11 protein-coding genes are annotated in these 13069 nt (G+C 46.6%); 6 read left to right on the plus strand and 5 right to left on the minus strand.

Annotated elements, in window-relative coordinates:
• Nucleotides 1-6: 6 nt before the first annotated feature.
• The 4 genes from AAHN97_RS06880 to AAHN97_RS06895 all read right to left on the minus strand — a co-directional run bounded on the left by AAHN97_RS06880 (nucleotide 7) and on the right by AAHN97_RS06895 (nucleotide 6657).
• Complete coding sequence (locus tag AAHN97_RS06880) at nucleotides 7-960, minus strand: putative zinc-binding metallopeptidase (RefSeq protein WP_343306822.1); 954 nt, start codon at nucleotides 958-960, stop codon at nucleotides 7-9.
• 28 nt (nucleotides 961-988) lie between these two features.
• Nucleotides 989-2464: a RagB/SusD family nutrient uptake outer membrane protein gene (locus AAHN97_RS06885; protein WP_343306823.1), complete on the minus strand. Its 1476-nt coding sequence runs from the start codon at nucleotides 2462-2464 to the stop codon at nucleotides 989-991.
• A gap of 41 nt (nucleotides 2465-2505) precedes the next feature.
• Nucleotides 2506-5898 (minus strand): SusC/RagA family TonB-linked outer membrane protein, encoded by a 3393-nt coding sequence (locus AAHN97_RS06890; protein WP_343306824.1) that lies wholly within the window; start codon nucleotides 5896-5898, stop codon nucleotides 2506-2508.
• Between the two features lie 378 nt (nucleotides 5899-6276).
• Complete coding sequence (locus AAHN97_RS06895) at nucleotides 6277-6657, minus strand: winged helix-turn-helix transcriptional regulator (RefSeq protein ID WP_343306825.1); 381 nt, start codon at nucleotides 6655-6657, stop codon at nucleotides 6277-6279.
• An 88-nt stretch (nucleotides 6658-6745) separates the two neighbouring features.
• Here AAHN97_RS06895 and AAHN97_RS06900 point away from each other — a divergent pair, with 88 nt between their 5' ends.
• Nucleotides 6746-7498, plus strand: a complete 753-nt coding sequence (locus tag AAHN97_RS06900; protein ID WP_343306826.1) for an SDR family NAD(P)-dependent oxidoreductase — start codon at nucleotides 6746-6748, stop codon at nucleotides 7496-7498.
• Here AAHN97_RS06900 and AAHN97_RS06905 read toward each other — a convergent pair.
• Nucleotides 7495-8394 carry an AraC family transcriptional regulator gene (locus AAHN97_RS06905; RefSeq protein ID WP_343306827.1) on the minus strand — a complete coding sequence of 300 codons (900 nt, stop codon included), beginning with the start codon at nucleotides 8392-8394 and terminating at the stop codon, nucleotides 7495-7497. The two genes, AAHN97_RS06900 and AAHN97_RS06905, sit on opposite strands and share 4 nt — an antisense overlap.
• 306 nt (nucleotides 8395-8700) lie before the next feature.
• Here AAHN97_RS06905 and AAHN97_RS06910 point away from each other — a divergent pair, with 306 nt between their 5' ends.
• From AAHN97_RS06910 to AAHN97_RS06930, 5 genes are read left to right on the plus strand one after another with little or no spacing between them, the layout of a single operon-like run.
• Entirely contained in the window at nucleotides 8701-9585 is an 885-nt protein-coding gene (locus tag AAHN97_RS06910) for a sugar phosphate isomerase/epimerase family protein (protein WP_343306828.1), read from the plus strand.
• Nucleotides 9586-9588: 3 nt separating this feature from the next.
• Nucleotides 9589-10755 (plus strand): mandelate racemase/muconate lactonizing enzyme family protein, encoded by a 1167-nt coding sequence (locus AAHN97_RS06915; RefSeq protein ID WP_343306829.1) that lies wholly within the window; start codon nucleotides 9589-9591, stop codon nucleotides 10753-10755.
• Nucleotides 10756-10765: 10 nt separating this feature from the next.
• The gene (locus AAHN97_RS06920) at nucleotides 10766-11257 is read left to right on the plus strand and encodes a VOC family protein (protein WP_343306830.1); all 492 of its coding nucleotides are present in this window, start codon (nucleotides 10766-10768) and stop codon (nucleotides 11255-11257) included.
• A complete protein-coding gene (locus AAHN97_RS06925) occupies nucleotides 11254-12204 on the plus strand; it encodes a 2-hydroxyacid dehydrogenase (protein ID WP_343306831.1) in 951 nt (316 codons plus the stop codon). Before AAHN97_RS06920 ends, AAHN97_RS06925 begins: the two co-directional genes overlap by 4 nt.
• The gene (locus AAHN97_RS06930) at nucleotides 12201-13058 is read left to right on the plus strand and encodes a ThuA domain-containing protein (protein ID WP_343306832.1); all 858 of its coding nucleotides are present in this window, start codon (nucleotides 12201-12203) and stop codon (nucleotides 13056-13058) included. Before AAHN97_RS06925 ends, AAHN97_RS06930 begins: the two co-directional genes overlap by 4 nt.
• Nucleotides 13059-13069: the final 11 nt, after the last annotated feature.

Consider the following 13069-nt stretch of genomic DNA (forward strand, 5'->3'; position numbering starts at 1 on the left):
TCTCTACTATTCATATTTTCTTTTCAATGCAATCAAACGGTCCTTTACGGATTGTTTGGTCAGATAATTCCTCAGAGAAGTAATAGGAATACCAAGGTCAGTAAAGTACTTCGTTACCAGCTGGTGTTTAGCCCTGGTGGTATCGTTCCTCAAGTAATTTTGTTGCATTTCCGCGTCCGATTTCCAGATAATGGTCTGTACGTACGTGGCAAAATCCTCATGTTCATTCTGCATGCCATAAGGGATATAGAATCCTTTGGAAATAGCGGTGGCCAGTGAGAGCCTGAGGTATTGGTTAGAGCCCCGTAGGTATTCCACTTTTGATGGCTTCTCAAATCCCACAGGGATCTGGTGTTTGCTGTCCAGGTAATGGGTGTATTCATGGTAAATGAACCCGATCAGTCCTGCATCGTCCGGGAAGCTGGATGGGGCGGCGTCATAGATAGCCTCCATATAATCCGCATCCGCAGTAGGCCCTGTAGCCCGGATCACTTCTCCAAAAGGTGTAAGTCCTCCCAGAGTAAGCCTGTTGGGTTGGATATTACCAGCCTGGCCGGCAGTAGATTCTCCGAAATCTTCAGCACCTCCGTAGTTAAGGCCATTTCCTATCAGCAGGATCCTTACCGGTGTTTCCGTTTTAGCGGTAAGGCGTGGACCTGATACGGAGTCCATGGCTTTAAAGAAAAGTTCCTCCAGTAACTCAATATAGGGCAGTACATCTTCTGTGTTGGCAGGGTTGGCTACTACATCCGGCGCGTAGGCGAAACGGTTCCATTTGTATTCAATGATCACACCATATCTGTCAAAGATGTCTTTCTGTTTTACTCCCAGCGGGGTCCGCGTATCAAATACAGGTGGCGGGTCCACTTCTGCAGTAAGCGCGGCTTCCTTTTTCCTACAGGCTATCAGCCCTATAACCAGGCAGATCAGGATCAGAGCAGGAATTTTATAGTTATTCATCGTAAAGCAATTTAAGTTCATGTAATGATTAGTTAAGGCCCGGGTTACGTGTTATTTCTTCTGTTGGCAGTTGAATAACATAGTCTTCGGGTTTGGTGCCATCGATCTTGTAGGTGCCTGAGCGGCCTACGTGTTCAACGGGTAATGAATGCCTTCTCATATCGAACCACCGCATTCCTTCACTGGAAAACCTGATCCTCTTTAATAAAATCAGATTGGCTATAGCCATGGCCCTGGTAGTGAGTCCATTCAATTGGGTCACTTTGGTATTGGCTGTATTAGTAGAGAAGTTCTGATTTCTGATTAATAGGGTCAGGTCTGCTTTAGCGTTGTCATTGATACCATTACTTTTCTCAATTTCTGCTTCCGCCCTGTTAAACAACACTTCATCCACGGTGAGTAAGGGGATGTTCCCATTCCTGGTACCGGTAGGCTGGAAGATCATTAACTTCTGTGGTACAAAGTCATTCATCAGTGCGCTGGTTTGGATAATGTAATCATTGGCATCATCCGCTCCGTTCTGCTGCATTACCTGCCTGGCAGGATAAGGGTACATGCCATGCCAGAAATAGGCCATCAGTTGATAGGTATTATTACCCATCATGATGTAGGCAGCATTGCTAGGGTTGAAATAAGCGCTGGAGTACTGTGCATAATCCCTGATGGTTGTTCTCAGTTGGCCTACGTTTAGCGGTACGCTACGTCTTTGCAGCAGTTGAGTGGAATACTGGATGCATTTATCCCAATCTTTTTTGTTCAGGTATACGCGGGACAATAAAGCCAGGATGGCTTCCCTGCTGAATGTAAACTGTGGGTTGCTGGCTTCTGAATCATTTACCAGGTTAAGGGCAGCCAGCAGGTCTGTTTCCACAGATGCATAGATAGCCTGTACACTTGCTTGTTTATAAGGTACAACAGGCGCACCGTCATAACTTTCCACAAACGGTATGCCTACATCATTTGCAGCAGTAGCGGGATTGTATTGTTTGGCAAACAGGTTCACGAGCATATAATTGCAATATGCCCGGATGGCCAATGCTTTCCCAGTGATGACAGCTATGCTCCTGGCTTCAGCATCATTTGAAGGCTTGTATTCCTTTGCCTTTTTGATAATAAGCAATGAATTGATGATACAATTATAATATCTCCTGAAAGCGGAAACAGGATTAAACCCGCTGCTTAAAAAGCGGTTGGCAGAGAGGGATTGCCGGGTAATCGCCAGTTCAAATATGGGCAGCAGTTGTTCTACCGCCTGTTCCACATTATGGCCTGCCAGGTCCCGGAAAATATAGTCATCGGACATGATATCCGTAAAATGATGATCGGAGTATGGCTGCAACTGATTCAGCGTTTTTTCCATATCAGGAATGGTGGTGATCAGCGTTCTGTTATCCACCGGTTCTTCCAGGAATTTGGAACAGGAGCTGATGGCCAGTATTCCCATGAATACGCCCGCCAGTATAAACCGGGAAGATCGGACGCGATATATGTTTCTATTTTTCATGCTGTTCTTTTTAAAGATGACTTTAAACTTTCGCGTTCCATTTAGAAGGTAGCAGAAAGGTTAAACGTGAACGATTTTACCGGTGGCATATTCAGCCCTGTGAGCAGTGTTTCAGGATCCATGCCATTAAATCTTTCGGAAGCGAATACGGCAAGGTTGGAAGCTTCAAAGCCCACGGTAAAGTTTTGCATCTTCCACTGCCTGGCCAGCTGGCCAAAGTTATATTGCAGGGTAATGTTGCGGAGGCGGAGGTAAGAAGCATCGATAGTACGGATATCAGACCTGTTGTACACCGTATATACGGATGCATCAAAGTAGCCGGCATTAATATAGTCATCGACATCGGCCGGCAGCAGCAGCCGCGGAATGTTTGTATATTTCTCATCGCCTCGTGCACGCCATCTGTAAGCGAAATCACCCGGTGCGTTCTGATCATCCCGGTAGACGCTGGATAAAGTGCCTCCCCTGTAGTAATCAGCTTTACGTACCACATGCCCTGCATTGAATACAAAAGACACGCCGAGGGTAAAGTCTTTATACATAAAATTAGAATTGAAACCACCTGAATAAAGGGGATCCCTGCTGCCCTGGTAATTTACATCCACGAGGGTCCTGTTACTTTCGGAAAAGCCTGTCACAATTTTACCTGTAACATCATAATAGGTGGCCAGACCACTTTCATTCAACCCTGCAAAGCGGAAGGCATACAACCCTGTTAAAGGCATGCCCTTCAGCGGGAAGCCTTCGGAGGCTGTGGCATCGAATACGGAAGGGTTATTGCCCTGGTAGTCGGATAATACCTCATTCCTGTTATATCCCACATTCACCATACCGGACCAGCTGAAGTCGCCGGCAATTTTGATGGCTTTAATGCCGATAGAGGCTTCAATTCCTTCGTTCTTCATATCAGCCCAGTTAAACAGCTTGGTGAGGTAGCCGGAAGAGGACTGTACGGGTTTATAGCCTACCAGGTCAAAATTCTTCCTGGAGTAATAGTTGAAAGTAACGTCCACAGCATTAGCGAACACGAGATCGATACCGGTACTGAACATGTATTCCTTCTCAAATTCCAGATCTGAGTTCTCTGCTTCTACAATGTTCACCCCGGTAGTATTATAGTCAGGGTAGGGTCTTACAATATTCTGATAATATGCCACGAGATCCGGACCGCGGTAGCCGGCATTTCCTCTGAGGCCATAGGAGACTCTTATTTTTCCGCTGCTGATCACATTTTTCAGGCTCTCCATAAAACCTTCTTCGGAGAAGTTCCAGGCGCCGCCTAATGCCCAGGTGGGTAAGAACCTGTTGCGGCTGGCCCTGCCTGATACGTTTGTTGCATCATTCCTTAAGGAGGCATCAAATGAATATTTGCCTTTGTAATTATAAGAAAGACTGGAGTAGTAGGATACGGCATTGCGGGTAAAGTCGTTCACATAGGAAGCTGTACCCTGCAGGAGGTTCCTGCCGTTGTAAACCTTTCTTTCATCGTCCGGCATGTTGCTGCTAAGGAGCAATCTTTCATAAGCTAAAGGCGAAGAAGCAAACGTTTTGCTGTCCCCCCGGTAGCCATAACCTCTTGAGAAATTGGCGCTTTGTTTATTCTGCGTTACTTCCATACCAGCCATTACAGCCAGTCTGTGGTCATTCTTTTCAAGCGCGGTCCACTCCAGTTGTCCGCGCAGAGTATAGTATTTTGCTTCAATGGTTTCCTTGTCCAGGATACCTCCCTCCGGCAGAACCGTCTGTGGCAGCTCATAGGAAGGAGAGCCGGGCCTTTTATACAGGCGGGGATTATTTTCCAGGATCCTGAAATCGTCTGCTCTGAATTGATTGGCAAAATTGGAATGTTCGGTCTGGATCTCATCTATGGTAGAGTTCGTAAACCGGGTATTGAACAGGGTCGTAAATTTCAGCTTGTCTGTAAACTTGTAATCCAGATTCAACTGCGCAGAGAAATCGGTACTACCCAATGAAACGTAGTTGTTGTCGATCTCTTCCAGGATATTAAAATCTGCATATCCCTTTTTGTAATATTCATATTTACCGTCTGATGCATAAGGTTTGGAAGCGCGGCTGGCATCTCTGGCATAGGTGAAGGGGTTTACCTGAATGCCTGGCTGCCTTTGTTCTCTTCTGGCATATTTCAGCATGATCTCTGCACCAAACTTACTTGTTACCTGCAGATTGTGTACAAGATTGGCGGTATATCTTTTGGTGTTTTCACCCCTTGTTTTACCGGGATCACCATAGTAGCTGAAAGACAGGCGGGTGGCGCTTTTTTCTCCCCCCTGGCTGAGGCTGATGGAATGCTGCTGCATGACGGAGTTCTTATACAGCTCATCAAACCAGTCTGTGTTCTGCGTTTTCAGGTCACGTATCATCTCCCGGTATTCCTGTTCCGTGATAAGGCGTCTATTGTACAGATCCATTGCTTTGGAAAGCGGTCCTGAGGTAGCAGCAGAGAAGTTCTGCAGGGTAGCGTCATATATGATGCCCAGTTCCTGGTTAAGCTCTATCTGATCTTTTGAGTTCAGCACATCGAAATCACGGATGGAAGGTTTAAGGCTCAGGGTGGAATTGAAAGTATAGTTCACCCGTAATGCCGAGTTCTTCCTGGCGCGTTTGGTGCTAATCACTATCACACCATTCACGGCACGGGTACCATACATGGCGGTAGCGGTAGCATCTTTTAATACGGTGATCTCCTCAATATCTTCCGGGTTTACGTTGGAGAGCGCGCTGGCCAGCAGGTTCCGGGCATTACCTGCATAGAGTTCTGAAGGAACAATGTTAAGCGGTGCTTCCAGCGGAACACCATCCAGTACCCACAGGGGCTCGTTGATACCACTGATGGAAGCGCTACCCCTCACCCTTATTTTAGGAGCAGTTCCAAATACGGAAGAGGTGGTTTGAACAGTAACGCCTGCCACTTGCCCCTGCAGCATTTTATCCAGGGTACCCAAGCTGGGAACTTTAACGTCAGCAGCTTTTACGGTAGTGGCTGCGCCCGCATAGTTGATCTTTTTCAGGGTCTGGTAACCCGTGATCACCACTTCTTCCATGGCTCTTTGCGGCGCCAGCGTTATCCGGATATTGGTAGAGGAGCCTACTTTATATTCCTGGGTTTCATATCCGATCATGGATATTACCAGTACAGCATCGGGAGGAAGGTTATTTAAAACGAATGCACCATTCGCATCTGTAACAGTACCCTGCTGGGTACCTTTTATCTTAATACTGGCGCCGATCAGCAGTTCTCCTTTCTGGTCCCTGATCGTGCCCCGCAGATCAATTACAGCCCGGGCAGTCTTCGCATAACCACCATTGCCATCAGGCATAACAGCAGTTACACGCGCAAAAACGCTTCCGCTAAATAATAGTTGTACAACCACTATGCAGCAGAGGCGGGAAAATTGAGAGTAAGATTTTCTCATGTTGCAGTTTTATTTTTTTACTTGATAGGATGTTGCTTCAGTTCTTACAGAACCGTTCTGGACAATTAATGCTGCGAACTGAATTTGGTTGACACATTGCATGCAGTGCAGAGCAGGATTCCGGGATAATACAATCATAATATTGAATATACTTTGGTCTAACAATCATAATAATGAGCAGCTATCAACTTCACAAAGTAGGGACCGCCTCTCATGGTTTTCTATCTGTAAACAACACCGCGGGGTGATTTTGGTTATTCTTTACTGTCCGTTTCCCCGGGTTACAGAGGAAAAAGCTATCTGCAAACAAATTAACAAAAATTTGTTAGAAAAGGGGGGATAATTTATTACATTCTTTGGTGCTCTGAGCCTTGTGTATTAAAGTTTTCTAGTGGGAGTATCAAGTCCGGTTTTCTCCCGGTGTTTGCTCCCCCAGATGCTCAGCTGTTTGAAGATAGGCCCGATCTCTGCAGCCATCTCCGTAAGCTCATATTCTACTCTCGGAGGTACTTCTGCATACACCGTCCGTTTCACCATGCCGTCTTCTTCCAGTGCCCGAAGCTGTAAAGTAAGCATGCGTTCCGTAATTAGCGGGAATTCCTTTTTCAGTTCACTGAACCGGAGCCTTCGGCCTGCTAATTTATCCAGGATCAGTATTTTCCATCTGCCCCCGATCTTATTCACAGCATAGGTGAGATCACATTCAATGATCCATCTTTCGTTACTGCTATACGTTGAATCTTTCTTCCTGGTTGCCATTACTTACAAGTTTGTGCGTACCATACAATTGATGGTATAGGCCATAAAATTACCTGCTACCCACTACTTTTACAAAGAAATTATATGTATGGATCTGTATCTGAAAGGTAAAACAGCAGTAGTAACAGGCGCCAGCCAGGGAATCGGCAGGGCTATCACAAAAGAACTGGCGCTTGAAGGTGTGAAAGTATTTGCCACTGCAAGGAACGAAGAACTGCTGAGCAGTCTCAAAGAAGAAGTAACCGCTGCGGGCGGTATCGAACCCATTACATTCGCCCAGGATTTCACGGCGGCGGAGGGCCCGCAAAAGATCGCAGCAGCTGCACTCGCCAGTCTTGGGCAGGTGGATATTCTCGTGAACAATGCCGGCCAGAGTGCTCCCCTGGATGTTATAGGTACGGAAGAAGGATGGGAAGGAGCCATGACGCTTGACTTTGATCGTCCCCGGCAGTTGACACAACAGTTATTGCCTCATTTCATCACACGTAAGCAGGGCGTTATCCTTAACCTTGCCAGCACTTATGAGTTACGAACTGTTAACGGTTCATCCGTCGCCAAAGCAGCCGTGGTCATGTGGTCCAAGCAGCTCGCCGCCCAGCTCGGTCAATATGGTATCAGGGTCAACTGCCTGCAACCAGGCCTGATAGATACAAATAACATCCGCCGTTTCTTCCCGGGTGAGGAGCGTAAGAACTTTGCCGCGCAGGAGATACCCCTGGGTGATTTTGGAGAACCCCAGGACATGGCGAATATGGCTGCTTTCCTGGTATCACCCCGTGCAAGATATATCACAGGTACTGTGGCTGTTGTGGATGGTGGTATGCGGCATTATGCATTTTAATCTGCAGTCCGCAGAAAAGGTTTGCCCGCATTACTTTCAATAAACACTTTACGATATTCCCTGGGCGTTATTCCCTGGAGAATTTTGAACTGCCTGTTGAAATAAGAAACATTGTCGAACCCACAGGTATAACAGATGTCTGTGATATTGTTCTCTTTCCCCATTAAAAGCCTTGTTGCATGGCTGATCCTGATCTCATTTACAAACTGAGAGAATGTTTTATGCGTGTTCCTTTTGAAATAACGGCAGAAGGCGGCTTCGCTCATGCAGGCCAGTGAGGCGGCAGTCCTGATATCTACCTCATGATGATAATTCTCAAACACGTAGTTAAAAATAGATGCCAGCTTTTTAGAATCGCTCTCCTTGTAATGGATCTTTCTCACATCGTCTGTTATTAATATGGCGCCGTCCTTTCTACGCTGACACAACTCTTCCAGGATCTGCAGTAACAGGATCAGGTTCTTCATCTGCTGGTTGGGCTGGAACTGGAAGAACAGCGGGTGGAGGGAAGGAGAGGTGTTCCTGAATTTTAAGCCGTAAACGGATTCCTGCAACAACTCCTTTATCTTCCTCAATTCCACGGTCTCAAAAAAGTCCTTCCCCATAAAATCTGCGGTGAATTGCACTACTGTGGCCTGGGCTACGTCATCGGCGCTGGTGGTCAGGTTGTCGCTGGACCAGCAATGCACGAGTCCCGGACCGAACATAAAGATCTCTCCTTCATGATAATTCATCACCTTGTTGCCCACATAAACATGGCCTGCACTTTTTACGATCAGGATCACTTCATACCCATGATGAAAATGGAAAGTATTGGTAAAGCGGGGCTGACAGTATTCTTTGATCGTAAAACTGGCATCCTCAGGTGTGGATATATGGCGGTAGGAAACTTTCATCTGTTCATATTTATTTTTTACGGGTCAGATGGAGTCTGTCGGCTTCATCTGTTCATATTTATTTTTTACAGGTCAGATGGAGCCTGTCGGCTTCATCTGTTCATATTTATTTTTTACGGGTCAGATGGAGTCTGTCGGCTTCATCTGTTCGTTGTTTTTGGTACAATACTTGTTGCCGGAGCCCCCAAAAGCTAATTACGGTAAATATAGTATCGAAAATTGGCAAATGAAGTACTTTTATTTAAAAGGAAGTCTGAATAAGTTTGTTATATAATTTTCACGTTTACAAAACCTGCCATCACCGTTATGGAACTTGCGATACACAATTGGATGCGCGCCGAAACTATTGAAACAACTATAAGAAGAGTTTCCTCGCTTGGCTACACTAAACTCGAAATTGCCGGAAGTCCCGAACATTACGATACAAAGGAGGTAAGAAAACTACTGAAGGGTCATGGCCTGACCTGCTGGGGTTCTGTGACCCTGATGCTGGGAGACCGCAATCTGCTCGCCAGGAACGAAGCCCAACGTGCCAGTTCCGTGCAGTACGTAAAGGATGTGGTGAAAATGGTAAAGGAGCTGGATGGTCATATGGTTTCCGTGGTGCCGGGTACTGTAGGAAAGATGGTGCCGGACGGAAGGCCTGAAGAGGAGTGGAAATGGGCAGTTGAATCCATGAAAGAGATCTATGCATATAGTGAAGCGGCAGGCATCCTGCTGGGCATAGAACCCATTAACAGGTTCGAAACCTATTTCATCAACCGGGCAGAGCAGGCATTGGCGCTTGCTGAGGCGGTTGGTCCAAACTGTGGTGTATGCCTGGATACCTTTCATATGAATATGGAAGAAACGGATATGTTTGAAGCGATCAGAAAGGCCAAAGGAAAGCTGGCAGGCTTTCACGTAGCGGATAACAACAGGATGGCGCCGGGAATGGGGCATCTCAACTGGAAGAAGATCATAGATACGCTGGGGGAAGTAAATTATAACAGTGTACTTTCTGTAGAGTTCTGTGCGCCACTGGACCGTACTCCCGCTAATCCCTACCCGGGTTCCATTGATGAAGCGCCTGAAAATCTTACACCCGAACAGGAGAAATTCCTGATAGACCATGGCAGCTCTTCCGTTACAGAAGAATTTTACACCATGCTCACCCAACAATCATATAATACCTTAATAAAACTTATATAGCGAGTGAAAATAACTAACGTAGAGGCGTTCTGGTTACGCTGCCCCATTCCTAAGGAGAAACAACATACTTCGGATTATGGATTGCTGACTGACTTTGATATGACGCTGGTAGTGATAACAACAGATGAAGGGCTTCAGGGGTTTGGAGAAGCGAAAGCTGCAGTGGGGTCATCGGGGGGATGCGCTTCCATTGTACATTGTATCGAACACGATCTGAAGCCAATATTGCTCGGCAAATCTGTCAGGAACATCACCCGGCTTTGGGAGGAAATGTACAACGGCACGCGTGACCACTACGCACTCGCAAGAGGAAGGAAGTTCCCGGTCCTTGGCAGGCGTGGTCTTACAATCTCTGCCATGAGTGGCATTGACACCGCCTTGTGGGACCTGAAAGGTAAAATGCTGAATGTTCCGGTAGTTGATCTGCTGGGAGGTGCCTGCAGGGAGAAGATGCCGGCATACGCCAGTGGTGGCTGGGCTGATGTGAACAATATCGGCGCACAATTGAAAAGTTATGTGGACAAAGGTTTTCAGGGCGTGAAAATGCGTGTGGGGGTAATGGATGATACTGTTCAGAAAAGTGTGGACAGGGTAAAAGCGGCAAGAGCAGCGCTGGGGCCGGATATCAAATTGATGGTAGATGCACATGGAACCTTTAGTGTTCCGGAAGCTAAGCAGTTTTGCAGAGGGGTGGCAGATTGTAATGTCTATTGGTTTGAAGAGCCTATTAGTCCCGATAACAAAAAAGGAACTGCAGAAGTGAGGGCTTCCACACACATCCCCATCGCTGCAGGTGAAAGTGAATATACCAGTTTTGATATACACGAACTTTTAGAACTAAGGGCTATAGATGTTATACAGCCGGATGCGGCTATCATTGGCGGTATTTCCGAAGCCATGCGCGTAGGCCATCTGGCCAGTGTACACCAGGCGGAATTGGCACCTCATTGCTGGGGATCTGCTTTTTCTTTCATGGCAGGGCTAACGGTAGCGTTTGCTTCACCTTCGGCAACGATCATTGAGTTTTCCCTGGGAGGAAACCCCATGATGTACGACCTGGTGAAGGAAAAGATCACGGTTATAAATGGAGAGATCGATGTACCTTCTGCCCCTGGATTAGGCGTAACACCAGATTGGGATTTTGTGAAACAGTTTAAGCAGCCTGTTTAAATAAATACTTATGGCAAAAGCACTTAAAATTAACCACGTCACACTCATTGTCGACAACCTGGAAAAAGCAGGTGAATTCTATCAGCAGGAACTTGGCCTGGAACCATTGCCTGCCTTCCATTTTGATTATCCTGTGATGTTTTTCAAATTTAACGATGAGCAGCAATTACATATTTCGGAATGGGAAGATCGTACTTCTTTTCGCGGGCATATCTGTGTGCAGGTAGATGATTTCAACAGCACTTTTTTCCGAATGAAGGAATTGAATGTTATTGATATAAGTCCCTGGGGCAAAGTGAGAAAGTTACCTGATGGCGCTATGCAGATGTTTGTGCGCGATCCTGCAGGCAACCTGGTGGAGATCTCTTCTGTGCCTGGTTCAGAGGTTGATCCCAGGATCTTCGAAGACGAGCTGTATGAAGAAGGCCTGTATGTTTCCAACAGGAACGACTTCAGAGGTGATAGATCTGATAATGCTACTCTATATCATAAAAAACCATGAGGAAGAACGTATTGTTACTTGAAACTATTGCGGACGAAGCATTGGCTGTACTTCAGGAAAACGTGAACGTATTTACAGGATATGACGAAGGCAGTGTAAAGGATGTTTTGAACAAAGTGGAAGTGCATGCCATTATCACAAGGGGGAAAAAGCAGGTCGGTAAAGCCCTGATGGAAGCGTGCCCGCTTTTGCAGGTCGTTGCCCGCTGTGGTGTTGGGTTGGATAATGTAGATGTAACGGAAGCAACGGCAAGAAAAATACAGGTGATCAATGCACCAGGCAGTAATGCGGCTACCATAGCAGAGCATGCCCTGGCCTTGATGCTGATGTTGATGCGTGACCTGTACACATCGGTGGAGCGTGTTAAGCAGCACAACTGGGACTGGCGCAATCAATATGCGGGAGATGAGCTGAATGGCAAAACCCTTGGCATCCTGGGTATGGGAAATATAGGAAAGCGCGTGGCAAGGTTGGGAGAGGCCTTTGGTATGGAGGTGTTGTATTGGGACATAGCAGTACACGCGCTTCCATACAGGTACCTGTCTATGGAAGAAGTGTTAGGTCATTCTGATATAGTCAGCCTGCATCTCCCTCTGGTTAAAGAAACAAATGGAATTATCGGAGAAAAGGAGCTGGCTTTGATGAAGCCGCGTGCATTCCTGGTTAATACGGCAAGAGGTGCATTGATCGATCATGCGGCGCTGTTGGATGCATTGAACGCACAGGAAATTGCAGGTTTTGCTGCGGATGTGCTGCCGGATGAACCACCTGTTCAGAGCCTCCCGCTTGTAGAACATCCACGTACAATTATTACACCGCATTCCGGCAGCTTAACTGCATCCACCTACCGGCAAATGTGCCTGCTAACTGTAAACAACGTAGTGGCAGTACTTACAGGCGGGGAGCCGGATCCCAACAGTATATATAATCGAAACTCGTTTGTATGAATACATTTTGCATAAGCTTATTATTAACACTCAGTACAGGTTTATTCTGTGCGCAATCTCCGCAAAAGGCAAAAAAGCCCCTGGTTGTTTTTGTTTGTGGAGATCATGAATACAGTGGTGAAGAAACGCTGCCCATTATTGCGGCGGAACTGGAAAAGAACTATGGCATGAGAACAATTGTTCTCAAAGCCTCTCCTGATCATAACAGCGAAGAGAATATTCCCGGCCTGGAAGCATTGAAGGATGCGGACCTTGCTGTGTTCTTCCTGCGCTGGCGAAGACTTCCTCCTGAGCAGCTTGCTCATATTGAAGCATACCTGAAAACCGGAAAACCTGTTATGGGATTCCGCACTACTACACATGCCTTCAATTTTCCTAAAGGGCATGCCAGCGAAAAATGGAACGCCTTTGGAGAGTTTGCATTGAATGCACCTCCGGGTTGGGGAGGGAAAGCCAAACATACACACTATGGGCACAATAGCAGCACAGATGTGAGCATCGTTCCCAAAGAGGCAAACAACCCTATTTTAACGGGCGTAGCAAAAGATTTTCACGTTCGCTCCTGGTTATACCATGTTGTACCGGATTATCCTGTTAAAGGTTCTACCTGGCTGCTTACCGGTAAAGCCGTGGACCCTGAAAGGCCCGCTGTTGAAAACCCTGTAGCCTGGACGGGCACCAATTCTTTCGGTGGAAAAGTTTTTATGACCACGCTTGGCCATCCGGAAGATTTCAGAATAGAAGCCTTTCAGCGGCTCGTGATCAATGCCATTCACTATGAGCTGAGCCTGAAAATACCCACGAAATGGAAAGGTAAAATGGACATCCAGGTACCTTACCGCGTTGCTAAATAAACATCCGTTGA

The organism is Chitinophaga niabensis (genome assembly GCF_039545795.1).
In the GTDB taxonomy this organism is placed as follows: Bacteria; Bacteroidota; Bacteroidia; order Chitinophagales; family Chitinophagaceae; genus Chitinophaga; species Chitinophaga niabensis_B.

Excerpts from the sequence above, each read along its gene's own strand:
- AAHN97_RS06900 (WP_343306826.1), top strand. The coding sequence starts at position 6,746 with ATGGATCTGTATCTGAAAGGTAAAACAGCAGTAGTAACAGGCGCCAGC.
- AAHN97_RS06890 (WP_343306824.1), bottom strand. The coding sequence starts at position 5,898 with ATGAGAAAATCTTACTCTCAATTTTCCCGCCTCTGCTGCATAGTGGTT.
- AAHN97_RS06895 (WP_343306825.1), bottom strand. The coding sequence starts at position 6,657 with ATGGCAACCAGGAAGAAAGATTCAACGTATAGCAGTAACGAAAGATGG.
- AAHN97_RS06925 (WP_343306831.1), top strand. The coding sequence starts at position 11,254 with ATGAGGAAGAACGTATTGTTACTTGAAACTATTGCGGACGAAGCATTG.
- AAHN97_RS06905 (WP_343306827.1), bottom strand. The coding sequence starts at position 8,394 with ATGAAAGTTTCCTACCGCCATATATCCACACCTGAGGATGCCAGTTTT.
- AAHN97_RS06910 (WP_343306828.1), top strand. The coding sequence starts at position 8,701 with ATGGAACTTGCGATACACAATTGGATGCGCGCCGAAACTATTGAAACA.
- AAHN97_RS06885 (WP_343306823.1), bottom strand. The coding sequence starts at position 2,464 with ATGAAAAATAGAAACATATATCGCGTCCGATCTTCCCGGTTTATACTG.
- AAHN97_RS06930 (WP_343306832.1), top strand. The coding sequence starts at position 12,201 with ATGAATACATTTTGCATAAGCTTATTATTAACACTCAGTACAGGTTTA.
- AAHN97_RS06880 (WP_343306822.1), bottom strand. The coding sequence starts at position 960 with ATGAATAACTATAAAATTCCTGCTCTGATCCTGATCTGCCTGGTTATA.
- AAHN97_RS06920 (WP_343306830.1), top strand. The coding sequence starts at position 10,766 with ATGGCAAAAGCACTTAAAATTAACCACGTCACACTCATTGTCGACAAC.